This is a genomic window from Desulfotignum balticum DSM 7044 (genome assembly GCF_000421285.1).
GTDB lineage: Bacteria > Desulfobacterota > Desulfobacteria > Desulfobacterales > Desulfobacteraceae > Desulfotignum > Desulfotignum balticum.
The window spans coordinates 265,317-290,802 of record NZ_ATWO01000001.1 but is presented as its reverse complement, the minus strand read 5'-3'; the positions used below and the strand labels follow the sequence as shown (position 1 = coordinate 290,802).

General features: G+C 52.0%; 19 protein-coding genes. 8 read left to right on the top strand and 11 right to left on the bottom strand.

Features of this window, described 5'->3' with window-relative positions; translation table 11 throughout:
• Positions 1 to 6: 6 nt before the first annotated feature.
• Entirely contained in the window at positions 7 to 1,314 is a 1,308-nt protein-coding gene (locus K365_RS0101640) for an N-acetylmuramoyl-L-alanine amidase (RefSeq protein ID WP_024333251.1), read from the bottom strand.
• Between the two features lie 233 nt (positions 1,315 to 1,547).
• On the opposite strand from K365_RS0101640, the gene K365_RS0101635 reads away from it, so the two are divergent.
• The 5 genes from K365_RS0101635 (at position 1,548) to K365_RS0101615 (ending at position 7,110) form a co-directional block, all read left to right on the top strand.
• Positions 1,548 to 2,573 carry a GAF domain-containing protein gene (locus K365_RS0101635; protein ID WP_024333250.1) on the top strand — a complete coding sequence of 342 codons (1,026 nt, stop codon included), beginning with the start codon at positions 1,548 to 1,550 and terminating at the stop codon, positions 2,571 to 2,573.
• Positions 2,574 to 2,586: 13 nt separating this feature from the next.
• The gene (locus K365_RS0101630) at positions 2,587 to 2,955 is read left to right on the top strand and encodes a VOC family protein (protein ID WP_006967888.1); all 369 of its coding nucleotides are present in this window, start codon (positions 2,587 to 2,589) and stop codon (positions 2,953 to 2,955) included.
• Between the two features lie 22 nt (positions 2,956 to 2,977).
• Positions 2,978 to 4,708: a YgiQ family radical SAM protein gene (locus K365_RS0101625; RefSeq protein WP_024333249.1), complete on the top strand. Its 1,731-nt coding sequence runs from the start codon at positions 2,978 to 2,980 to the stop codon at positions 4,706 to 4,708.
• Between the two features lie 213 nt (positions 4,709 to 4,921).
• Positions 4,922 to 5,629 (top strand): FadR/GntR family transcriptional regulator, encoded by a 708-nt coding sequence (locus K365_RS0101620; protein WP_024333248.1) that lies wholly within the window; start codon positions 4,922 to 4,924, stop codon positions 5,627 to 5,629.
• 140 nt (positions 5,630 to 5,769) lie between these two features.
• The gene (locus K365_RS0101615) at positions 5,770 to 7,110 is read left to right on the top strand and encodes a pyridoxal phosphate-dependent aminotransferase (protein ID WP_006967891.1); all 1,341 of its coding nucleotides are present in this window, start codon (positions 5,770 to 5,772) and stop codon (positions 7,108 to 7,110) included.
• Between the two features lie 158 nt (positions 7,111 to 7,268).
• Here the strand turns inward: K365_RS0101615 and typA are convergent, their stop codons facing one another.
• The 6 genes from typA to K365_RS0101580 all read right to left on the bottom strand — a co-directional run bounded on the left by typA (position 7,269) and on the right by K365_RS0101580 (position 15,099).
• A complete protein-coding gene (gene typA / locus K365_RS0101605) occupies positions 7,269 to 9,116 on the bottom strand; it encodes a translational GTPase TypA (RefSeq protein WP_006967892.1) in 1,848 nt (615 codons plus the stop codon).
• 50 nt (positions 9,117 to 9,166) lie between these two features.
• Entirely contained in the window at positions 9,167 to 9,628 is a 462-nt protein-coding gene (locus K365_RS0101600) for an outer membrane lipoprotein (protein ID WP_006967893.1), read from the bottom strand.
• A 129-nt stretch (positions 9,629 to 9,757) separates the two neighbouring features.
• On the bottom strand, positions 9,758 to 11,014 hold the full coding sequence (locus K365_RS0101595; RefSeq protein WP_024333245.1) for an MFS transporter: 1,257 nt from the start codon (positions 11,012 to 11,014) through the stop codon (positions 9,758 to 9,760).
• A gap of 10 nt (positions 11,015 to 11,024) precedes the next feature.
• Positions 11,025 to 12,884, bottom strand: coding sequence for an ATP-dependent helicase (locus K365_RS0101590; RefSeq protein WP_024333244.1), 1,860 nt, complete (start codon positions 12,882 to 12,884; stop codon positions 11,025 to 11,027).
• A gap of 15 nt (positions 12,885 to 12,899) precedes the next feature.
• Positions 12,900 to 14,255, bottom strand: coding sequence for a phosphomannomutase/phosphoglucomutase (locus tag K365_RS0101585; protein WP_024333243.1), 1,356 nt, complete (start codon positions 14,253 to 14,255; stop codon positions 12,900 to 12,902).
• Between the two features lie 22 nt (positions 14,256 to 14,277).
• The gene (locus K365_RS0101580) at positions 14,278 to 15,099 is read right to left on the bottom strand and encodes an undecaprenyl-diphosphate phosphatase (RefSeq protein WP_024333242.1); all 822 of its coding nucleotides are present in this window, start codon (positions 15,097 to 15,099) and stop codon (positions 14,278 to 14,280) included.
• A 322-nt stretch (positions 15,100 to 15,421) separates the two neighbouring features.
• Between K365_RS0101580 and K365_RS0101575 the strand changes: the two genes are divergently transcribed.
• Positions 15,422 to 16,570: an OmpA family protein gene (locus K365_RS0101575; protein ID WP_024333241.1), complete on the top strand. Its 1,149-nt coding sequence runs from the start codon at positions 15,422 to 15,424 to the stop codon at positions 16,568 to 16,570.
• A gap of 89 nt (positions 16,571 to 16,659) precedes the next feature.
• Here the strand turns inward: K365_RS0101575 and K365_RS0101570 are convergent, their stop codons facing one another.
• The 4 genes from K365_RS0101570 to rsmA are packed head-to-tail and all read right to left on the bottom strand — an operon-like array spanning position 16,660 to position 21,968.
• The gene (locus K365_RS0101570) at positions 16,660 to 18,588 is read right to left on the bottom strand and encodes a molybdopterin biosynthesis protein (protein ID WP_024333240.1); all 1,929 of its coding nucleotides are present in this window, start codon (positions 18,586 to 18,588) and stop codon (positions 16,660 to 16,662) included.
• A gap of 24 nt (positions 18,589 to 18,612) precedes the next feature.
• Complete coding sequence (locus K365_RS0101565) at positions 18,613 to 19,839, bottom strand: molybdopterin molybdotransferase MoeA (RefSeq protein ID WP_024333239.1); 1,227 nt, start codon at positions 19,837 to 19,839, stop codon at positions 18,613 to 18,615.
• Positions 19,836 to 21,062 (bottom strand): LL-diaminopimelate aminotransferase, encoded by a 1,227-nt coding sequence (locus tag K365_RS0101560; RefSeq protein ID WP_024333238.1) that lies wholly within the window; start codon positions 21,060 to 21,062, stop codon positions 19,836 to 19,838. Before K365_RS0101560 ends, K365_RS0101565 begins: the two co-directional genes overlap by 4 nt.
• Positions 21,063 to 21,119: 57 nt before the next feature.
• Entirely contained in the window at positions 21,120 to 21,968 is an 849-nt protein-coding gene (rsmA, locus tag K365_RS0101555) for a 16S rRNA (adenine(1518)-N(6)/adenine(1519)-N(6))-dimethyltransferase RsmA (RefSeq protein WP_024333237.1), read from the bottom strand.
• A gap of 153 nt (positions 21,969 to 22,121) precedes the next feature.
• Between rsmA and K365_RS0101550 the strand changes: the two genes are divergently transcribed.
• Together K365_RS0101550 and K365_RS0101545 are read left to right on the top strand one after the other, a co-directional pair.
• On the top strand, positions 22,122 to 22,484 hold the full coding sequence (locus K365_RS0101550) for a hypothetical protein (RefSeq protein ID WP_006967904.1): 363 nt from the start codon (positions 22,122 to 22,124) through the stop codon (positions 22,482 to 22,484).
• Positions 22,485 to 22,503: 19 nt separating this feature from the next.
• On the top strand, positions 22,504 to 25,482 hold the full coding sequence (locus K365_RS0101545) for an insulinase family protein (RefSeq protein WP_024333236.1): 2,979 nt from the start codon (positions 22,504 to 22,506) through the stop codon (positions 25,480 to 25,482).
• Positions 25,483 to 25,486: the final 4 nt, after the last annotated feature.

Below are 25,486 nucleotides of genomic sequence, written 5' to 3'. Positions count from 1 at the left end.
CTGCAATTATCCCGGGGGCAGACTGTCCATGGGCAGGTAAAGCAGTGTCCCTTGCGGCAGGCCGGCGAAATTGGTTATCTGCGTGCCGGTTTTCACACGCCCGGGCGGCAGATAATACACGGTGGTCTGTTCTTTGTACCTGTGACCGGCAATCCGGTAGGCGGTTTTTTGCCGGGTGACGGCAAACGGTCCCTGATATCCCACAATCAAACGGGTGTTCACAGGCAGATCATCCCAGTCGGGGATCCGGGATCCGGACCGGACAATACCGGACGGCAGAAAATAGATGGTGGAATCAAATTTATATGCCGGACCGGCATGGGACCAGGCTGTCATCTGGTCGGTGATGGTTTTTACTGGATATTCCAGAATATTGGTTTCAGCCGGCTTCGTCTCCTGGTTCAACAGAACCCGGGTGCTGACCGGCAGCAGATGCCATCCGACTGCGCCGGCAATCTGGTCTCCGGTAATCCGTCGGCCACCGGGAAGCACATATACGGTAGTCGGATGGTCATATTCTTCTCCGGCAATGGACCAGGCGGTTCGGTCTTTTGAAATCAGCTCGGGAACCGGACCCGTGGCGGCAATCCGGGCGGCCACCGCAGGCCCGGGGCTGTAAAACAGCTCTGCCAGGTACGGGTCCGGCAAGAGACGTCCGGCGATAACATCCGGATCATTATCAAGCGTTGGTCCCAGTCCGGCCCGGGCACGATCAAAATTTTTGGCACACCGTTTTCTGCCCCGGTGATCTTTAGGAAACCAGGGATTGGGCCTGCCGAACGCCACCTGACTGTGGGTCAGCACTGCGTGATCGCCTAAGCGGTAAGCGTTTTGAAGAATCTTGACCAGCAACCCCATGGACCGGTATTGTGCATCCGTCAGCGGCGCATTATGGTATCCCACCAGCTCGATGCCGATGGAAACCGAGGAAATATCTTTCCGGCCTTTCCACATGGACAGCCCGGCATGGTCGGCCCGGAACTGTTTGTCCAGTATCCGGTAGGTGTCTCCGTTCCGGGCGATCACGTAATTGGCATGCCCCCCGGGTGTGCTGCGGCCGTTTGTCAACTGTTTGCCTTTGGCCACTACCCGCAGGGTAGCGGACAAGCCAAGCTCTGATGTATGAACGATAATATACAATGTCTGCCGGCGCCGTACTTTTTTGAATTTTGGATTCACCCGGTTCCGATGATCAATGATCCTGGACTGGAACTGATTAAAATCCGATGTCGTATAAGAAAAACCGGACGAATCCATGGGCAACCCGACCACAATCCAGCCCAGAAGCATCACCAGAAAAAGATGCCACCCCATTTGGATCACCTGGCAACCGGATGGCATATTTTGGAAAATACGATTTGGTTGCGTCCTTTTTCCATTCATGATGCCAGTATAGCAATGAAACCCCTAAAAGGGAAACAGACATTTTCATCAACCAGGCCGGATATATTTTTTATTGACAGAACCAAATGCTGAAATATATTTAAGTTTTACTATTTCACGTCATGACCGGACACATTCAATTAACCGAACCAAAAGGGTATTAAATGGAATTAGCCACATGCAAAGCGTCATATTTTGATCTATTTATTGATGTGACCAAAAAAATTACCACCGCAGAGAACATTGATGATATTTTTAAACTGATCACACAAAAGCTGCCGGAAATAATGGACGTGGATGGGTCCAGCATTCGTCTTTTGAACGATGCCGACAAAAAACTGGTTTTGCGCAGTGCCAGCGGTTTAAGTGAAGCCTACCTGAATCGCGGCCCCATTGACCATGAAGAACCGGTTTTCAAGGCCCTTGAAGGCACCCCCATTGTCATTGAAGATGCAGCCAATGATCCCCGGATTCAATACAAAGAAAGCATCGTACAAGAGGGTATTCAATCCATTCTGGTAGTGCCGATTTCCATTCGGAGCAAGAATGTCGGCATTTTGCGGGTATTATGCAAAAAACCGCATCATTTCAACCCGGATGAAATCAATTTTGTCGCCGCCTTAGGCGAACAATGCGGCATTGCCATTGAAAATGCACGGATTTTCGCCGATCAGCAGACCCAGTTGGATTATTTTGAAACCATCCATGCCATCAGCAAAAAAATCAATACCACCTATGAACTGGACAAAATCCTGGATTTGATTGTCACCCGTCTGCCTGAAGTCATGAATTTGAAAGCCGCCACCATCCGCCTGATGGAAGAAAACAAGGGCGATCTTGAATTAAAAGCCGCGTATGGATTAAGTCAGACCTATCTGGAAAGAGGGCCTTTAGACAAGGAACTGGCCACTTATTATCTGAAACAGGGAGAACCCGTGGTGATCCTGGATGCCAAAACAGATCTTCACACCATATATCACAAAGAAGCGGAACTGGAAGGCATCAGCAGTATTCTGGCTGTCCCGGTCACGTTCAACGAGGAAGTGATCGGCATTTTACGCCTGCTCACCGAAGAGGTGCGGCAGTTCTCCCATGCGGACATCAATTTTGCCCTGGCCATTGCCGAACAAAGCGGTATTGCCATCCAGCGGGCCATTGATTACAACCGTCTCAAACAGACCTGCAAATAACGAAAGGGAAACAATGACATTTACCATCGACCATTTCAACATCAATGTCCTGGATTTGGACAAAAGCCTGGTATTTTATGAAAAAGCGCTGGGGCTGAAGGAAACCCGGCGCACCACAGCCGATGACGGCAGTTATATCATCGTATATCTTGGAGACGGCACCAGCCCCTGCAAACTGGAACTGACCTGGCTCAAATCCCAGACCACTCCTTATGATCTGGGGGATGAAGAGTTTCACATCGCATTTAAAACCGATGACTTTGACGCGGCGTACGCCCTTCACAAACAGATGGGCTGCATCTGTTATGAAAACAAAGATATGGGCATCTATTTCATCAATGATCCGGACGGATACTGGCTGGAAATCGTACCGATCCGATGAATTCCAACTGCTGATACAGCCCATGTTTATCCCCACCACCATGGCCGAGGTGACTGCTTTGGGCTGGAACCGACTGGACATCATTCTGGTCACGGGCGATACCTATATTGACTCGCCCTTCATGGGCATCAGCCTTATCGGCAAAATCCTGATCAAAGACGGATTCCGGGTGGGGATCATTGCCCAGCCCGACCTGAACACGGACAAGGATATCCTGCGCTTAGGCCCCCCGGCTTTGTTCTGGGGGGTCACGGCCGGGGCCGTGGATTCCATGGTGGCCAATTACACGCCTTTGAAAAAACGGCGAAAGATCGATGACTACACCCCGGGCCATATCAACAATCGCCGGCCGGACCGGGCCGTGATCACCTATACCAACCTGATCCGGCGGTTCTGCAAACCCTGTCCCCCCATAATCTTAGGTGGTATTGAAGCCAGCCTGAGACGCATGGCCCATTATGATTTCTGGTCCAACAAAATCCGGCGGTCCATTCTGTTTGATGCCAAAGCCGATTACCTGGTGTTTGGTATGGGGCATACCACCATTCGTGATCTGGCACAGGCCCTGAAACAGGGGCAACCCATGGAAAACATACCCGGTGTCGCCTATATTTCCGGAACCCGGAAAGGAATACAGCTGCCTTGTTTTGACACGGTTGCCAAAAACAGCCGGGCCTACACGGATGCATTCACCACATTTTACCGCAACACCGATCCGGTCACAGGGCATCAGCTGTGTCAGGCCCACCAGGACCGGTACCTGGTGCTGAATCCACCGGCACTTGTTTCCACCACGGGCCAGATGGACGAAATCCACGATCTTCCATATGAAAATGATGTCCACCCTTTTTACAAGGCCATGGGACCGGTGCGGGCCCTGGACACCATCCGGTTTGCCATCCCCACCCATTACGGATGCTACGGGGAATGCCGGTTCTGTGCCATCACGGTCCACCAGGGCCGGACGGTGCAGTCCCGAAGCCCGGGTTCCATTCTCCGGCAGGCCCGGCAGTTTACGGCCCATCCGGATTTTAAAGGAAACATCATGGATTTGGGCGGACCCACCGCCAACATGTACGGGTATGAGTGCCCGAAAAAATTATCCAAAGGGGCCTGCCAGGACAAAAGCTGCCTGTTCCCCGACATTTGCCACACTTTGCGGCCGGACCATTCCCGATACCTGGAGTTGCTGGAAAAACTGTGCGCCCTGCCCGGCATCAAAAAAGTGTTTATCACCTCCGGAATCCGGTACGATTTGATTCTGCAGGACAAAAAACATGGCATGGCGTTTCTGAAAAAACTGGTCAAAGACCATGTGTCCGGCCAGCTCAAAGTGGCACCGGAACACTGTGAAAAACATGTGTTAAATCATATGGGCAAACAGACCATTGATGATCTGCTGGCTTTTAAGTCTGCGTTTGACAAATTGTCCGCCGACTGCGGCAAACCCCAGTTTTTAACCTATTACCTGATGGCGGCCCACCCCGGATGCACCCAGGCCGACATGGCTTCTTTGAAACGCTTTACCACAGACAAACTGAGAACCACGCCCGAGCAGGTCCAGATTTTCACCCCCACGCCGGCCACCTATTCCACCCTGATGTATCACACAGGCCGTGATCCGTTCACCCGAACGCCTGTTTTTGTGGAAAAAGATCCTGTCAAAAAACAGCGACAGAAAGACGTTGTCACCGCTTCCCGAAGGCCTTCGGGCAGAAAACACCGGCCATATTCACGAAAAAATATCCGATAATTGACCGGTCTCCAGGCATCACTTTCCAGATAACGGTCATTTCATTATTGAACAGTTATTTTTTACAACCTCTATTGCCGCATTCCTTGCCATGGGTTCAATTCCCCTGAAAAGATTTGACAAAGGGGAACAAAATGGTTTAACCATTAGGATTAGGAGCCATAAGAACTGGGTTGCACCATAGACAATTCAAGCGGAAAAACGGATTTTTTTATGTTTAAGCGCGCCAAACAGAGTCGGGTCTTTCAAGACGTGGTCGACCAGATACAAGAGGCCATTCTGACCAAGAAACTGGCCCCTGGCACCCGGCTGCCAGCGGAGCGGGACCTCAAGGAGATGTTCAACACCAGCCGGGGGACCCTGAGAGAAGCGCTGCGGGTCCTGGAACAGAAAGGACTGATTGAAATCAAGCTGGGGGTCGCCGGCGGCGCCATTGTCAAGCAGATCGACACGGATCCTCTCATGGAATCTCTGGCACTGCTGATCCAGTCCGGTGAAGTATCTCTGGAACATTTGTCCGAATTCCGGATCAAAATAGAAGGCAGCCTGGTGGAACTGGCCACGGAACGGGCCACCCCCAAAGACATTGAAGAACTGGAGCAAATGCAGGCCCGGGCCAGGCATTGTTATGATATCCAGGACTGGGAAAGTTTTTTGAAAACCGATGAAGCCATGCACACCTATATCGGCACCATGACCCGGAATCCCGTGTTCCAGTTTGTCCAGAAAAGTATACATGACAACATTCATCGGTATTACCAGGATTTTCTTCCCATGAACCGGGAGCGGACCCTGGAAAACCTCCAGGACTTTGACAAGATCATTGCCGCCATGAAATCAAAAAACGGGGCTGTCGCATCCGCCATCATCACAGATCATGTGCAGCGATTCCATGACAAAATGACCGGGAAACAACCCTGAATTCTCTTGTTCTGAAGTGTCTTTACATCATTGTCATTCTTTTTAGCTATTTAATTCTTGAAAAAAACCAAGGAAGGCCGTACACTCTTGCCGGTTAATAGTTGATTATTTTTTTAATCAGATTTTTTCAGGAGACGTGAATGGAAACCCCGATCAATCGTGAAATTGTCAAACAGGAAATTGATAAAATGGGCCTGGAGTCTGTGGGCATGGCCTCCATCCGGGAATTGAACCGGATTGTGAACAATATTGAAACCGCCACAGGCGACGCCTTCATCCGCATGGAAATGGGGGTGCCGGGTCTGGCCCCGCCGCAGATAGCCGTGGATGCGGAAATTGAAGCCCTCAAACAGGGGGTTGGCTCCAAATACCCGCCGTTTGATGGTATCCCCCAGCTGAAAACCGAAATCTCCGCGTTTGTGAAAAACTTTGTGGACATTGAGATTCCGGCAGAGTCCTGCTTTCCCACGGTAGGCTCCATGCAGGGCTGCTACATGGCCATGATGTGCTGCAGCCGGCGGATCAAGGGGAAAGAAAAACTCTTGTTCATTGATCCGGGATTTCCGGTGAACAAGCTTCAGGCAAAAGTTCTGGGACTGCCCTTTGCCCATTTTGATGTATATGAATACCGAGGCGACAAACTGGGGCCCAAGCTGGAATCATTTCTGGAACAAGGGGATGTGGCCGCCATCATGTATTCCAACCCCAACAATCCGGCCTGGATCTGCTTTACAGAAAAAGAACTTGAAACCATCGGCTCTTTGGCCACCCAATATGACTGTATTGTCATGGAAGATCTGGCCTATTTTGGTATGGATTTCCGGAAAAACTATTCCATACCGGGCCAGCCCCCGTTCATTCCGTCCGTGGCCAAGTTCACCGACAATTACATTCTTTTGATCTCCAGTTCCAAATCTTTTTCCATGGCCGGCCAGCGCATCGGCATGTCCGCGATTCCGGAAAAACTGTTCCACTCCACCGGCAACAATCTCAAATCGTTTTTCGGCAGCGACCGGTTCGGATATGCCTATATTTTCGGGGCCATGTATGCGTTAAGCTCCGGGGTGTCCCACTCCAACCAGTACGGGCTGTTAGGGCTGCTCAAAGCAGTGAACTCCGGGGAATTCAATTTTGTGGACCATGTCAAAGAATACGGGGACCGGGCCGGGGCCATGAAACAGATGTTTACGCAAAACGGATTCAAGATTGTGTATGACATGGATGATGACAAACCCATTGCCGACGGGTTTTATTTCACCATCTCCTACCCGGGATTCACGGGCGTGGAACTGGTGGAGGAACTGCTTTATTACGGCATCAGCGCCATCTCCTTGAGCACCACGGGCAGTGACCGCCACGAAGGGTTGCGGGCCTGTGTGTCATTGACCGGAAAAGAGCGGTTCAACGAACTGGCGGACCGTCTGACCCGGTTCCAGGCAGACCACCCCGAAGGCAGTGACTTCAAAATTATCCATGCCTGATGCGATCTGTTTTTTTGACCTGAACAGATCACATCAGACCATCACAGACAGGATGAACGCCAACAACGTGGAACAAGCCCCCCCGGGGTGCCTTGGGGCCGGGCCGTCAGATTTGAAAATCTCGGGCCGGTCACAGGGTGCCCCGGGGGACGGCGTTTCTATTCCTTCTCTTTTTTCTTGAGTTTCCCGGCCATCTGGTGCCGCTTCTGGGCATTTAAAATCGTTTTGCGCAACCGGATGGACACCGGGGTCACCTCCACCATTTCATCATCTGTGATAAAGTGGATGGCTTTTTCCAGGGTCATCTCCCGCACGGGCGTACACACCACGTTTTCATCCTTGCCCGATGCCCGCATATTGGTGAGTTTTTTCTCTTTGCAGGGATTGACATCAATATCTGTGGCCCGGTTGTGCTCACCGATCACCATACCTTCATACACCGGGGTACCGGGCACAATGAACAGCTGGCCCCGGGGTTCCAGGTTGAACAGGGCATAGGGCACGGCCGTGCCCTGCCGGTCTGAGACCAGAGACCCGTTGAAACGCACGGGAAATTCCCCCCGGAACGGCTCGTATCCGGCCAGATAGGAATTCATGATCCCGGTACCCCTTGTGTCGGTGAGGAATTCGTCCCGGTAACCGATCAGGGAACGGGACGGGATGGAAAACTCGATGCGGACCCTTCCTTTGCCGTTGTTCACCAAATTGGTCATTTTGCCTTTGCGGATGGACAGTTTTTCCGTCACCACCCCCATGAAATCCTCTTCACAATCCACAAACAGATGTTCAATCGGTTCCAGAGTTTCCCCCTGACCCTGCTTATAAATCACCTTTGGCCGGCTCACACAAAGCTCAAACCCCTCCCGGCGCATGGTTTCGATCAAAATGGCCAGTTGCAGCTCGCCTCTGCCCTTGACCACAAAACTTTCGTCCGTGGTACTGTCTTCCACCTCAATGGCCACATTTTTCAAGGTTTCCTTGAGCAGGCGTTCCCGGATTTTCCTGGACTGGACATATTTGCCTTCTCTGCCGGCAAACGGCGAATTGGTAATGGCAAACTGCATGAACACCGTGGGCTCATCCACTGTGATCCGGGGCAGGGCACAAGGGGCCTGGCGGGTACAGATGGTATCTCCGATCCTGACATCCTCGATACCGGACAGCACCACAATATCGCCGGGATCGGCCCGGTCCACCGGCACCAGGGTCATGCCTTTATAGGATTGCAGTTTGGTCACTTTCAACAGAATCTGGTGGTCATTTTCTCCCAGACACACCAATGATTCATTGGACGCGGCAGCTCCGTTAAACACCTTGCCGATGGCCAGACGTCCCAGATAGTCGGAATATCCGAGATCAGACACCAGCATCTGAAACGGGGCTTCCGGATCATAGGACGGGGGAGGCATCTGTTCGACAATGGTATCAAACAGATCATGCAGATGAGGCACATCCGCATCCAGTTCTCTTTTGACAATCCCGTCTCTGCCGATGGCATAAAAATAAATAAAGTCCAGCTGATCCTCGGTGGCTTCCAGATCGATAAACAGATCATACACCATGTCCAGCACTTCATCGGGCCGGGCATCTTTGCGGTCGATCTTGTTGATGATCACCATGACCGGCAGCCTTGCCTCGAAAGTTTTTTTCAAAACGAACCGGGTCTGGGGCAACGGGCCTTCCGATGCATCCACCAGAAGGATAGCACTGTCCGCCATGGACAGGGCCCGTTCCACTTCCCCGCCGAAATCCGCATGGCCCGGGGTATCGATGATATTGATTTTCACATCTTTCCACACCACGGAACAGTTCTTGGCGGCAATGGTAATACCCCGCTCCCGCTCAAGATCCATGCTGTCCATGAGGCGTTCATCCACCTGCTGTCCTTCCCTGAAAATGCCGCTCTGACGGAACATGGCATCCACCAGGGTGGTCTTTCCATGGTCCACATGGGCGATGATGGCGATATTGCGCAATTTGTCGTTGGTCTGAATTTGTTTTTTCATTAATGTCTCTTTTATTTAATCACAACTTGCAGATGGATGGTTTTAAAAAATTATCTGGACACCCGGGTGGTGCCGTCAGCCGCGGTGATGATCCGGACCCGGTCTCCCGGGGACACTTCCACATCCGCTTCCTGGACCACCACAATGGTGGTGCCTGTGTCTTTTGTCACAACAATTTCAAGGCCGGGCTTCCGGGTGATGCCTTCTTCCGCCGCAGTCCCGGCAGCAGCTCCGGCCAAAGCACCGATCACGGTTGCCACTGTGCGGCCTGAACCGCCTCCCACCGTACTGCCCAGCACCCCGCCGGCAACCCCGCCGACAGCGGTTCCCACCGGGGTTTTGGTCCCTTCGATGGTGACATACTTGACCGATTCCACAGTCCCCATCATCACGGTCTGGACCTGACGGGCCTGATCCCTGGAATACACTTCCGACGACCGGCTGGACGCACACCCGCCGGCCAGCATCGTAACAACGGCTGTAAACACGGCAGCCCACGTCATGACATACATTGATTTCACCATATCCCCCTTTTTTTTTCTTCAAATTTTTCTTCAATGTCTGGTTATAATTTTCCAGATGACCTTTCATTTTATCACATTTTTACGATTTTTAATCCCTGTGCTGTAATTTTTTTCTTTTCAGGACCGATGAAAGCATCTGGAAAAATGAAGAAAGGCAAACACACCCGTGCCCAGGGCCATGACCAGACCGGACACAGGAAATGCCAGCCTGAGGCTGAAAAAATCCATGGCCAGACCGGCAGCCATTGATCCGGTGAGCATGCCTAAGCTGTGAGCCACCGTCAATATGGCCATCACCGATCCCATGGCTTTTTTCTGCTCTCCGTTGACCACGGCCAGGGCTGTGATGGCCGGCATGGCAATCCCGCCGCCCACACCGAACAAAGACACGGCAGCCAGCAGATCGAAAAATGAAGCGGCAAAGTAAATCCAGACCATGCCGGCGGTGGCGATGATCCCGCCGAAAACGACCATGGCCTGTCGGCTGATGCGATCCGCCAGATATCCCATGGGCAGTTGCAGAATCCCGGATATAAAAACGCCCAGGGTCACCAGAAGCCCGATTCTGGCACCGGACTGACCAAACATCTGAGCTCCGAACAGGGGCAGAAAGCTCCATATAGCGCCGATACACGCGGTATAGGCATACCTGAAGGAAAACAGGCCCAACAATTCCTTATCCCTGACCACCAGAGCCCAGGGGATCTGAAGCGCCTGGTGCCCGGACCGAAGCCGTTCCTCGGACAAAGGCGGCAGAAGCCACACACACAGCAGCACTCCGATAAAAGACAGCAGTCCCATGCTGACAAACGCGGCATCCATGGACCACAGGTCCTGTATCACACCGCCCATGAGCGGGCCCAGGCTCATGCTCAGAAACATGGACAGATTGAACAGCCCCATGGCATACCCTTCCGATCCCTTAGGGGTAATCTCCCCTACATAGGCCTGGACCACGGGCATGATCATGGCGGATCCGGCCCCCTGGATGAACCGGATAAAGATCAGTCCTTCCACAGTATCTGAAAAAATGAACGCAATGGAAATCAGTGTATAGGAGATCAACCCGAACAAAATAAAGGGTTTTCTTCCTTTTTGATCCGACATCCGCCCGAAATAAGGCAGCAGAAACACCCGGGAAATGGAAAAAGACCCGAAAATCATGGCCACATAAAATCCGGTGGCGCCCAAATCATGGGCATAGATGGGCAGCAGCGGCACCACAATCCCCACGCCCGTGACCGTGGAAAAAATGATGAAAAACAAGGTGGCGAAAATACCTTTGTGGTCGGATGGAATGGCCTGGCTGCCCTTGCGGAAAAGGGTCAGCGACAGCCGGACCATGGGCGCCCGGATGGTTTCGAAAAGATCCATTGGAACAGGCCTAATCCAGGCACTCTTTGATCTGGCCGATGAATCGGCTGGGCATGGCAAATTCCCCTTTGCGGTAATTGGCATGGGTCAGGTACAAAAATCGTTCCGCCCGGGTCATGGCCACATACATCAGACGCCGCTCTTCGGCCAGGGCCGCGTCCCCGTCGTCAATGGACCGCCAGTGGGGAAACAGGCGTTCCTCACATCCCACCACAAACACGGTGTCAAATTCCAGGCCCTTGGCGGAATGGATAGTAAGCAGGGCGACCCCGTCGGAATCGGTGTCATCGTCTTCCTTGTCCTCACGGATCAGGGCCGCTTCCTCCAGATAGGACAGCATATCCGCCTTGGTTCGGGCCGTGTGAATCAGCTGTTCGATATTCTCTTTTTTGGAGATCCACTCCGCTTTGGTCTTGGTTTTCTTTTCAAGGTACTCATAATAACCGGTTTGAGCGATCACTTCTTCCATGGCCGGGGCCGGGGCCATGTCCCGGATGCAGTCCAGAATTTCCAGAACCCGGGACAGGTTTTCATGGATTTTCGGGGTCAGAACCCGTTCTTTGACCATGATCCGTGCGGCATCCTGGAGACTGGTGCCGGTGTTGCGCATGGCTGCCATTTTCTTGATCATGGCCGGCCCGATCCCCCGCTTCGGCGTGTTGACCACCCGCTCAAAAGACAGATCGTCATTGGGAAAAAACGCGGCACTCAGATAAGAATTGATATCCAGAACCTCCATGCGCTCGAAAAACCCCTGGGCCCCCATGAGCCGGTAGGGAACCCGGAAGGCCCGGAATATTTTTTCAAAAGGCAAAGAACAGAATTTGGTGCGGTACACCACGGCCATGCGGTCATAGGCAATGCCCTGGCCCTGGCGGTTCATGGCCTTGATCCGCCGCGCCACCCACTCGGCTTCATGGGCATCGGACAGAAAATCGTAAATTTCCACCACCCCGCCTTTTTTATGGGAAAAGCAGTGTTTGTCCATCTTGTCCGGATTGTAGTCGATCAGGTCATTGGCCACCTGAACGATCTCATTGGCGGACCGGAAATTTTCCTCCAGCCGGAAAATTTTCGCATCCCTGTATTTTTTGGAAAACCGCAGAAAATGGTTGACATTGGATCCTCTGAATCCATATACCGCCTGCCAGTCATCGCCCACGCAGAACAGATTGCGGTGGGCGCCTAACAGAAGAGAGGTCAGATCTTCCTGCAGATTGTTGGTATCCTGGTATTCATCCACCAGAATATATGAAAACCAGGCCTGATACTCTTTTCGGATATCTTCGTGTTCTTTGAGCAGGTCCCTTGTTTTCAGCAGGATATTGTCAAAGTCCACCCCGTTCATCTGTTTCAGGCGCTCCTCATACTGGTCAAAAATATCGGCAGTGCGGATATTGAAAAACACCGGTTTTCTGTCAAAAAATTGATGGGGATTGCCGGAGTTTTTGGCCCGGGACAAAAAGGACAATATCCGGGAGGCGTATTTTTTGTCAATGTTGTTTGCCACACACAGTTCCTTGATCAGCTTGTCCTGCTGGTACACGGACAGCACCTGAACCGGCGGCACATATCCCAGACGCGTGCAGTGCTGCTTGAGCATCATCAGGCAGGCGGAATGAAAGGTTCTCACCCACTGGAACCGGTCCTGGGAAAGACCGGTCATGGTCATGAGCCGGGATTTCATCTCCTGGGCCGCCTTGTTGGTAAAGGTGATGGCCAGGATTTTCCGGGGATCATACCCCTGGTCGATAAGATGAGAAAACTTGGCGGTCAGGGTCCGGGTTTTGCCGGAACCGGCCCCGGCCACAATCAGGGCCGGAGACCCGGTATGGGTCACGGCCTGCTGCTGCTGTGAAGATAATTGCATGTAAATTTACACTTTTTATGTTGTCTGGGAAATGATCTGTTTCAAGGTGGTTTCAATGTCTTTCTGGATCTCGTCCAGGCGCTGAGAGGTCAACGCCTCAAACCTGAGCACCAGGGCCGGCTGGGTATTGGAGGCCCGCACCAGACCCCAGCCGTCGGGATACACGGCCCGCATGCCGTCGATATCGATCACTTCCTGCTTTGCCTTGTAATGGGCCGTAATTTTCGCCACCACATCAAACTTGATTTCATCCGGACATTCCACGCGGATTTCAGGGGTGGTAAAAGTTTTGGGCAGATCCTGGATCAGTTCATCCACGCCCTTGCCTGTGGCGGCCAGAATTTCCAGAAGCCGGCAGGTGGCGTACAGTGCATCATCAAATCCGAAATACCGGTCCTTGAAAAACATGTGCCCGCTCATTTCTCCGGCCAGATCGGCATTTTCTTCCTTCATTTTCTTCTTGATCAAAGAATGGCCGGTGCGCCACATGATGGCGTTGCCCCCGTGACGGCGGATATCATCATACATGACCATGGAGCACTTGACTTCGGAAATAAAGGTGGCACCGGGTTTGCGGGAAAGAATCTCCCTGGCATAGATCACCATGAGCTGATCCCCGTAAATCACAGTTCCGTTTTTGTCCACCACACCGATGCGGTCCCCGTCCCCATCATATCCCACCCCCAGATCCAGATTCTTTTCCTTTACCAGGGCAATGAGATCGCCTAAATTTTTCTTCTGGGTGGGGTCTGCCTCATGGTTGGGAAAATTTCCATCCGGGTCGCAGAAAAGATCGTGGACCTCACACCCCAGTTCCTTTAAAACCGGCAATGCTGTGATGCCGCCGGTGCCGTTCCCCGCATCAATGCCCAGACGAATCGTAGTGGGGATGGTGATATGATCGGTGATATATTTTTTATAGGGGGTCAGGACATCTTCCCGGGTGAGGCGGCCGGAACCGGTGATATAGGCGCTGCGTTCGATGACTTTCCGGATCTCCTGCAATCCCTGGCTGTGAATGGAATCCTGGCCGTTCATGAGTTTAAATCCATTGTATTCCGGCGGGTTATGGCTGGCCGTGATCATGGCGCCCCCGCCCAGATCCAGGTGCTGAATGGAAAAATACAACACCGGTGTCGGGCACATGCCGATATCCACCACATCACATCCGGTGGACAACACCCCTTGTATGAACAGATCCGAATATCTGTCCGATGTCAGGCGGCAGTCCCGGCCCACGGATACTTTTTGTCCGCCCTTCTGGTTCACCAGGGTCCCGAAGGCTTTGCCGATATTTTTCACATCCTCATCCAGGATATCAACACCGGCCACCCCCCGGATATCATATTCTCTGAAAATTCCTGACTCCATATATCTCCTCCTTGAAAAAATTTCAGATAATCGTTGACAACACCACCAGGATTCCCAACACCCAGCAGTACGGGGCGAACAGATGAAATTTCCCCGCATGCACCAGTTTTATCAGCAGTTTCAATGCCATCAACCCGCTGACAAATGCCGTCAGTGTACCATAAATCACGACGGCGTCAAACTGTACACCCTGATCCAAAGATTCCAGAATACTGATGAGCTGCGCCCCTAAAATGGCCGGGATGGACAATAAAAATGAAAACCTGGCCGCAGTCTGCCGGTCCAGGCCGCAGAACATACCGCAGGCAATGGTGGTACCGGCTCTCGAAATACCGGGAATCACGGCCAGCCCCTGGCTGACACCGATGATCAAAGACCTTTTCAGATCCAGAGGGGTTCCGGTTTTTTCAGTCCGGTAAAAGCCCCGGGATATCCACAGAATGGTTCCGGTCACCAGAAGCATGGCTCCCACCAGCAGCCCGGATGTAAACAAGACATCCTCGAATTTTTTCAACCCCATACCGATAAGGGCGGTGGGAACCGAACCCGCTATAATGAATACGGCCAGTTTCAAATGCGCATCTGATTCAAACGCAACCGGCTGCCGTTTGATTGTCTTTGCCATACCAGACAGCACGGACAACACCATGCCCCTGATGTCGGCAAAATACACCAGCACCACAGCCCCCAGTGTTCCCATATGCACACTGATATTGAATGCCAGAGACGATTCCGTGATGCCGAAAAAAAGCTGTCCCAGCACCAGGTGACCGGAGCTGCTCACCGGTAAAAATTCGGTCAATCCTTGTAAAATCCCGAGTATGACTGCCTGATATATTTCCATATAACTTGCCATTTCCTTGATCAAAGACATTGAGTGTCAATCTGAGCGGCTGTGAAAAACAGCATCCTTAAATAGTATTGTTCGCCCGAAATTGCAAGAATTTAGTTGCGCAGGAAAGCGGATGAAGGGCACCCTTTTGAAAAAAAAGATTTTCTATTCATAAAACAGAATATTAATTTCAGTTGATTTCACCCAAAATCTTTTGTATGATTCTTAACTAGAAACGAATCGGTATGGCATATTGAATTCGATTATATATCTAAAAAGTCAAATGATTTCACTACCCGTCAACGTTAACCCTAATCAAAACAAGGAGAAAAAAATGAAAAAAAAATGGGTTATTCAAAGTTTTTTATCCGTGCTGGCACTGACATTTCTGTTCGGTTGTGCCGCCAAAGAGCCGGTTGATTTCGGCACATTCACCCCGGCCCAGTTCGATCTGGAGAAAAAAGAATCCAACGTGGACAATTTTCTGGTGATCATGGATGCATCCAGCTCCATGCGGCATGACAACAAATTTGACATCGCCAAAACCGTTGCCCAGCGTTTGAACATGACAATCCCGGAACTGGGTCAAACCGCTGGTCTCCGGACGTTTGGTCATCTCCCCTCTGTATGCACAAACAAAACAAGATTGTTTTACGGCATGGAACCCTATGCAACTGCCGCGATGGCGGATGGATTGGGGAATGTGACTAAACCGGGCGGAACCAGCCCCCTGGATGAGGCCCTGGCAGCAGCTCAAACCGATCTGGAAACTTTGCCCGGAACGAACAAAGCGGTGATTATCATCAGTGATGGTAAAGACATGACCGATGTGCGGGGCCAGGCCCAGGCACTTAAAGACAGATTCGGTTCCTCCCTGTGCATCTACCCGGTACTGGTAGGAGATGCACCCGAAGGCCGTCAACTGCTTCAGGATATTGCTGAAATCGGTGGATGCGGTTTTTTCACCACGGCAGACGATCTGTTGCCCAGTGGCGGTATGGCTGGATTCGTATCTCAGGTATTCCTTAAAGACGCGCCCGCTCCGGCACCCGCTCCGGCACCGGTAAAAAATGACTCTGACGGTGACGGCGTTTATGATGAAAATGACCAGTGCCCCGGCACCCCGATAGGCGCACGCGTGAATGCGGTGGGTTGCTGGATTCTGGAAGATGTCCTGTTTGATTTCGACAAAGCCGTGATCAAACCGGAAGCCTATCATCTGCTGGATGAAGTGGTGGAAATCATGAAAAAGAACCCCGGCATGAACGTGGAGCTCCAGGGACATACCGACAACATCGGCACCGAAAAATACAACATGGGCCTGTCTTTAAGACGCGCCAATGCCGTCGCTGACTACCTTGCAAACAACGGTATTTCAAAAGACCGGCTGACCACCAAGGGATTCGGATTCAGCAAACCGGTCGCTCTCAACAGCACCGAAATCGGCCGTTCCCTCAACCGACGGGTGGAACTTCACCCATAGGTCAAACCAGCGTCAGTAACATCCACAATTACTGACAATTGATTCGACTGATCCGGCGGGTTTATCTTGATGATAAACCCGCCGTTTTTTTATATCTGGATTTCCTGCCCGGTTCTTTCAACACCATACCCGCCCAAGGCCTGAACCCTTTGCTTGAATGCATCGCCGACAATGGTCTCCAGCAGAATTTGGACATTGGGTGTATTGAAAAACCGTTCCGGTATCACCAGGTCATAAGATTCCGTGACAATGGGCACAAAGTCCAGATCCAGTGCCCGGGCCGCTGCCATGATCCCCAAACCCGCATCGGCCCGGCCGGACAACACGGCCACAGCCACCGACATATGCGTATATTCATCATTGTCATATCCGATGATATCCGCCGGGGTCAAACCGGCATCCAGCAGCTTATAGTCAAAAAGAATTCGCGTGCCGGAACCGGCCTGACGGTTGATGAACCGCAGTTTTTTGTTTTTGAGATCCTTGATGGACCCGATATTTTCCGGATTGCCCTTGGGCACGATGAATCCCTGCTGCCGCATGACCAGATTTACCAGGCGCACCGGCATATTGGGCAGATATTTTTTGATATAACTGACATTATAGGAACCGTCTTCCGGGTCCAGGAGATGGGCCCCGGCCAGGTGGCAGGCATTGTTCCGAATCGCCATGAGCCCGCCCATGCTTCCCACATGACTCGATGAGATATTAATGCCGTCATGATCGCGCCGCATCTGGTCGGCCAAAAGATCCAGGGTATTGTCATGGGACCCGGTGATCACCAGGGTATTCTCGATGGCGGACAAGGGTTTGAGCAATCGGGCAGTCGGGGTTTCGGTTTCGGAAATCCCTTCCACATCCTTAGGGATCTGAATGATGCCGTCGGCTTCGGTCAATGTGGTGATACTGCCCGACCCCCTGGGCAGCTGGGAGGCGATGAGCCGCCCGTCCACGGATCCGATCTTTACCCGCAAAAACTCATCCTGCCCCAGTTTGGAAGCGATTTTCCGGGCCAGAGCCACCGGTTCAAACCGGTCTTCCACAGGTGCCAGTTTCTGCATAAAGCGCAGCAGCGGCCCCACAAACTGCTCAAATGCCACAATGGCGGAAACCGGATATCCGGGAATACCAAATACCGGCTTTCCGGAAAGATCTCCCATCAATACCGGTTTCCCGGGCATCATGGTCACCCCGTGAACCATGACCCGGCCTAAGGATGCCATCACCGGCCTTGCAAAATCTTCAGACCCGGCTGAGGAACCGCCAATGATGCACACCATGTCATACTCGCCCTTCACTGCCCGGTCCACCGCGTTTGTAATTGTTTCCAGATCATCTTTGAGCATGGGATGACGGTCGGCAACAGCCCCGTTATCCCGGCACAGGGCTTTGAGCACCGTGGAATTGGATTCGATTACCTGTCCCGGAACCATTTGTTCCGGAGATGTCTCATGCCACTGAACCAGTTCCGACCCGGTGGGAATGATCAGGACCCGGGGGTTTTTGTACACATTGACCTGAAACACGCCCCCGGACAACAAAGCTCCCATGGCATAGGCATTGATCTGATGGCCTCTGGGAAACAGCAGTTTGGTGGCCACGATGTCTTCGCCCATTTTTCGCACATGCTGCCAGGGAAACACGGGTGCTTCAATTTCAACGGTTGTTTCATCAATGATATTGATATGTTCGATCATGATCACGGCATTGGTGCCGGGCGGCATGGCATGGCCGGTATTGACCCAGAAACCGGTTTCTTCCGGAACCAGCACTTTGGGGGCATCTTCGCTGGCACCGAATGTCTGTTTCGCATCCACGGCCATCCCATCCATGGCGGCCGCGTGAAAATTGGGGCTGGACAGTTTAGCAATTGCCGGTGAAGCCAGAACACGCCCCTGGGCGGCTGTCACATCGATGGTCTCCACATCGGTAACCCGGTCTTTAAATCGGTCCATCAGAATCTGCCGGGCTGTTTCAATGGGTTGTGTATCCAGATACACATTTCGTTTAGATGTCATCACTGCTTTCCTCATGTTGGCATTTTAAAGAAGAATCACCTGGGTGACGGTATGTTTCTCCAGCCCTTCCAGATTTTCGCCGATATCCAGAAGACCGTCGGCATGAATCATGGTTCGAATCAGGCCGGATTTGCCGAGAACCGGCTTTGCCGTCATACCATCCGGGCCGTTTTCCAGCATCACCCGGACAAAATCGCGACGGCCCTGGGCAGACGCCACGTTCCGGGTCAGTATAGCCGGCACCCGCATCACAGGTTTCGGTTGTCTGTACCCCTGAATCCGGTTTAAAAAGGGGATCACCACCATTTTCATCACCACCATGGCGGAGACCACCTGGCCGGGCAAACCCCATACCGGCTTGGTGCCGCTTTTTGCCAGAATGGTGGGTTTGCCCGGGCTCACAGACATGCCATGGACCAGTATCCGGGTATCGGGCAGCGCGGAAAGCACCTCCACGGTATAATCTCTGGTCCCCACGGAGCTGCCCCCGGAAATAAGCACCATATCGGTTTGTGCCAGGGCTTTTTCACACGCCGCTTGCAACTGATCCGGGTCATCTTTGACAATCCCGTACCGGATCACTTTGGCATGGGCTTCCTGAACAAAACCGCTCAGGGCATAGGAGTTGATATCCCGGATCCGGCCCGGGGCCGGTTCCTGGTCGATGGGAATAATTTCATCTCCCGTGGAAATAATACCCACCACCGGCACCCGGTGTACGGGCAGCGTGGTGAACCCCAGCCCGGCAGCCAGCCCGGCCTCCTGGGGACGGATGAATGTACCGGCTTCCAGAACCACGTCCCCGGATGAAAAATCCTCATTGGCATCGATCACATGCTGAAGCGGTGCCACGCTTTTATAAATTTCGACCGATGCATCATCTATGGTCTGGGTATGCTCCACCATCACCACGGCATCCGTCCCTTTGGGCAGCATGCCCCCGGTGGAGATCCGGACGGCTTTTCCGGGCCCCAGTTCAAAATCCGGCACCTGACCCATCAGAACCGTTCCCTGGATCTCCAGCCAGGCGGGTGTGGATTCCGAGGCCCCGAAGGTAGCAGCGGCATTGACGGCAAATCCATCCATGGTGGCCCGCCTAAATCCCGGCATATCCCCGGGCGCTGTCAGGTTTTGTGCCAGGATTCTGGAAAACGCATCACTGATATCCACCCTCTCGGTATCAGCAGGATCGAAATTTCGGGTCATGGACAGGACATCGTCCAGGGTTTTCACTTTAAAAAAATGACTCATTTCAATGCCTCTTTCATCCGCGTCATGGCGTCGACCACGTTTTCCCGGCTGTTGAACGCGGATATCCGGATATATGGACTGCCGCATCTGCCGAATCCGCCGCCAGGCGTACATACCACCCCGGCTTTATGCAGCAGCAGATCAAAAAAATCCCAGGAATCCCGGCCCTGGCCGTCCACCCAGATATAAGGGGAATTGTCTCCCCCCACATATTCAAATCCTAAGTCGACCATGGTTTTACCGATGATATCGGCATTCTCCAGATACCCGGCGGTCAATTCACTGATCTGGGCCTGTCCTTCCCGGGTGTATACGGCTTCTGCAGCTTTTTGCACGGGATAGGAAACCCCGTTGAACTTGGTACTCTGACGGCGATTCCACAGCCCGTGCAGAGACACGGTCTCCCCGTTGTTCAAAAACACCCGGCATTCTTTGGGAACCACGGTAAATCCGCACCGGGTCCCGGTAAATCCGGCGGTTTTGGAAAAACTTCTGAATTCCACGGCCACTTCCCGGGCCCCGTCGATTTCATAAATACTTCTGGGCAAAGATGCATCCCGGATAAAAGATTCATACGCCGCATCAAACAAGATCAATGCGTGGTTCTTGCGGGCATAATCCACCCACTGGGCCAGATCAGCTTTGGAGGCGCAGGTGCCGGTGGGGTTGTTGGGAAAACACAGATAGATCAGGTCCACCGGGGTTTCCGGCAACTGGGGAAGAAACCGGTTTTCCTTGATACAATCCAGGTAGACAATGTCCTTATAACGGCCGTCCACAAATTCCCCGGTTCTGCCGGCCATGACATTGGTATCCAGGTACACCGGATACACCGGATCCGGAATCGCGATTTTAATATCACCGGCAAACAGTTCCTGAAAATTGCCGGTATCGCATTTGGCGCCGTCACTGACAAAGATCTCGTCCGCCGAGATATCCGCTCCCCGTGCCTGGTAATCATGGACTGCAATTTTTTCCCGTAAAAACGCATACCCCTGTTCCGGGCCGTATCCCCGGAACGTGGCGTCATCTGCCATGTCATCCACGCCTTTGTGGAATGCGGTTACCACCGCCGGAGGCAAGGCTTTTGTCACATCTCCGATGCCCAGACGAATCACCCGGATATCCGGATTTTCCTTCTGGAACTGATCCACACGCCGGGCAATATCTGAAAAAAGATAGGACGCTTTTAATTTCTGATAATTTTCATTGGCTCTGATCATGATTTTTCCTTTTTTATTCTGAATCGGTTTTCACCATCCAAACACAAATTTTCATCTTCACTCTTTTATTAAAAACGGTTCCACCGCCCGGGTCAATGTCTCAAATTCTTTCACACTCAGGGTTTCAGCCCGGCGTTCCGGTGTTATGTCCGCGTTTTTCAGCGCTTGTGCAATCGTGGGTTTGTCCAGCCCAAGATCCGGGCCGACCAGAGAATTTTTCAATGATTTTCGGCGCTTTGAAAATGCCGCCTTGATCACGGTAAACAGTTGTTGTTCCATGTCCGGAGAAAAGGACCGGGAAGAAAAAAAATCAAATGACAGTACCGTGGAATCCACCTCCGGTTTCGGGAAAAAAGCACCCGGCCCGATATTCACCAGCCGCCTTATATCGGCGGCATATTGGGAAACCGCAGACAACCGCGAATAAGCCTTATTGCCCGGAGTTGCCAGGATCCGGTCCGCCAGTTCTTTTTGAAACATCAAAAAAGCGCTGCCCACCGAATCCCGTGCCCGGATCAATTGAAACAGAATCTGAGACGAAATATTGTAGGGCAGATTGCCCATGACCACCAGTTTCTGCCCCTGGGCCAAAGCAGCAATATCGGTTTTCAGAAAATCCTGGTTCACCACCCGGACCCAGTCGATTTCATGGCTTTCAAGCACCTGCGTCAGCAAGGGAATCAACCGCCGGTCCTTTTCCACCACCGTGATATGGCGGGTTATTTTTGCAATGGGAATGGTCAAGGCGCCCAAACCGGGGCCGATTTCCAGCACCCTTGTATGGCGATCAATACCGGTCCGGTCCACAATCATACGGGCTGTTTCCGGGTTTGACAGAAAATTCTGCCCCATCTCCTTACCGGCATAAATCTGTTTTTCTTTGAGTAACTGCCCTGGATATATCATATTGCTGCTTGACTTTCTTTATTTCAAGAAGTAATTTTAAACCACGCAAATTAATAATATACGTTAATACGACGTAATATTCAATACCGGCACGACCGGTACACGCGGGATTATTACGTAAAAACACAACCTTTAATAATCAGGAGATACGTCATGTCACACAACGTGGACCTTGGAACCAACTGGGAAGGGCTTATCAAAACCCTGCTGCAACGATTGGATATGCCCACAAAAGAGGATATCAACCATCTTCATGCCAGACTTGACACGCTGGAACAGCTCATTCAACAGAAGCAGCCCGGCACAAAACGGCAACCCCGCAAAAAAACGGGCAGGCGGAAAAGTGCGTCCGCAATCGCTTTGGAAATCATTGCCGGGTATCCCGACGGGGTTGATTTCAAAACCATCATGGATGCCACTGGATTTGAAGACAAAAAACTGAGAAACATCATTTACCGGCTGGACTCTTTGGGAAAAATTCAGCGGGTCCGCCGCGGCACTTACAAAACCACTTAATCTACCGGAAACCCTTTTTATGACCTGTCACACATATACCCCTGGCCAGCGCATTCACAATTACAAAGTTGTCGCCGTCACCCCTTTGCCCATCATTGATTCCACATTAATACAGCTGGTGCACGACAAAACCCGGGCCCGGCATTTTCATATTGCCAACCAGGATAAGGAAAACACCTTCAGCGTTATTTTCAGAACGGTTCCCACTGATTCAACCGGGGTTGCCCACATACTGGAACACACCGTTTTGTGCGGATCCCGCCATTTCAATGTCCGTGATCCGTTTTTTTCCATGATCAAGCGAAGTCTGTCTACATTTATGAACGCGTTCACCGCATCCGACTGGACCATGTATCCGTTTGCCACCCAGAACGAAAAAGATTATTTTAATCTCATGGATGTGTACCTGGATGCCGCCTTTTTCCCGAAAATCGATGAATTGAGCTTTAAACAGGAAGGAAGCCGCCTGGATATAGACCCATCCCAGAATCCTGAACTGGTGTACAAAGGTGTGGTATACAATGAGATGAAAGGCGCCATGTCCTCACCCTCGCAAGTTATGGGGCGGGCACTGCTCCAGAGCCTGTATCCGGACACTACCTACAGCAACAATTCCGGCGGGGATCCTTTGGAAATCCCGAAACTGACCTGGCAGGATCTTAAACGCTTTCACAGCCGGTACTACCATCCTTCCAACGCCCAGTTCTACACCTATGGAAATCTGCCTCTGGAAAAAACCCTGGCGTTCATCCATGACAAGGTGCTGCACGATTTCGATTTTTTGTCCGTGGATTCCTCAGTGCCTGCCCAGCCCCGGTGGCAGACTCCTCGACAGGAAACATACACATATGCCTATTCCGATACCGACACAATGGATAAAAAATATCAGGGGTGTGTGGCCTGGCTCACCTGCGATGCCAAAGATGCATTTGAAGTGCTGGTACTCACTGTATTGGAACAGATTCTGATCGGAAATGCTGCATCTCCGTTAAGAAAAGCGCTCATCGATTCCAACCTGGGATCTGCACTGGCAGACGCGTCCGGATTTGAACCCGACAACCGGGATGCCATGTTTGCCATCGGGCTCAAAGACATAGAAAAAAGTGCCGTGGCCCAGGTGGAATCCATTGTTTTTTCAACCCTTGAAAAGCTGGTAAAAGAAGGGATTGCCCCGGATCTGGTTGAATCCGCCATTCACCAGATCGAATTTTACAGGAAAGAGATCACCAACACTCCGTATCCTTTTGGCATCAAACTGCTGCTTTCCTTTACCGGCAATCTGATCCATGACGGAGATCCCGTGTCCTGCATCAACATTGACGCAGACCTGGAACGGCTGCAACAGGCCCTTGCCAAAGGCGGATTTCTGGAAGAACGGTTGAAAACCTATTTTATTGACAACCCCCACCGGGTGCTGTTTACCCTGGCACCTGACCCGGACCTGGAATCAACCACGGAAAACCAGATCAAAAAAGAACTGACAAAAATATATCAGAATCTGTCACAACAAGATCTGGAAAAAATCAAACAGGATGCAACTCAGCTGGAGCAAATACAGGAGCAGCAGGAAGATCTGTCCGTGCTTCCCACACTGGAATTAACGGACGTGCCACCGGAAATTGAGATGATCTCTCCGGACCAACTGGACCGGGTGACACATGCGGCCGGCTATGACAAGGCCACTTCCGGCATTTTGTATTTCACCTGCCCCATGGGGGCCGGTCATGTGGCGACATCGTTGTTTCCCCTGGTCCCTTTTTTCTGTCAGGCGTTTACCCACAGCGGAACCGCCCGTCAATCCTATATCCGGATGGCGGAAAAAATAGACCGGTACACCGGCGGGGTGACCCTGTCTCCTTTTTCCGGCACCTATTTTGACAAGGAAGCGGATTCCCATGTGTTTCTGGCGCTCCAGGGAAAAGCGCTGGACCGGAACGTTCCCCATCTGTTCGACATTGTAAAGGAATTTGTTCTGACTTATGGATTCACTGATCTGGAACGGTTGAAAAATCTGCTGCTCCAGTACCAAGTCGGCATGGAATCCTCCATTGTCGCCACCGGTCACCGGTATGCCATTTCCCTGTCATCCCGGCATCTGTCCATGGCATCCCACATCAATGAAATCTGGCACGGCATTGCCCAGTACCAGACCATTAAACAGATCGTTCAGAACATAACGGATCCAGAGACAGCGCAACCGGTGATGGAACAACTGGCGGAAAACCTGAATACCATGGCCGGGGGAATCTTACGCAAAGACAATTTCAAACCGGCCGTTATCGGAAGTCTGGATGCCATCCAGCAGGCGGATCAGGCCATCGGACAGATGCTTGTCGCACTGCCGGACGGATCCAGGCCGGCATTTTTCACCCCGGACATTCCCAGAGACACGCAAGCCCCCCGGGACGGGTGGATGACCAACACAGCGGTCTCGTTTGTGGGCCAGTCTTTTAAAACCGTGGGAATCACCCATGAAGACGCCCCGGGTCTGTCCGTGATCAGTAAAATTCTGCGGGCATTGTTTCTGCACCGGGAAATCCGGGAAAAAGGCGGGGCATACGGCGGATTTGCCATTTACAATTCCGAAGAAGGCATCTTCTCATTGGGTTCCTATCGGGATCCCCATATCACACGCACCCTGGATGTCTACCAAAAAGCCTGTGAATACATCATGAAAGGAGATTACACCCAGACCGATGTCAAGGAAGCCATTCTTCAGGTGTGCTCTGATATCGATAAACCGGAAACCCCGGGACCGGCCGCCATGAAAGCGTTTTACCGGGATATCGCCCGGCTCACCGACGAAATCCGCCGGCAGTTCAAGGATCAGCTGCTTCAGCTGGACAAAAACCGGGTCCAAGCCATCGCTCAAAAATACTTTGACCTGGATGGCAGGCAGGCGGGTGTTTCGGTCATCTCCAGCAAAACCGCTTTGGAACAGGCCAACCTGACGCTTGAAAAATCAGGGCAGACCCCGCTGGTACTGAACAAGATATAACAGA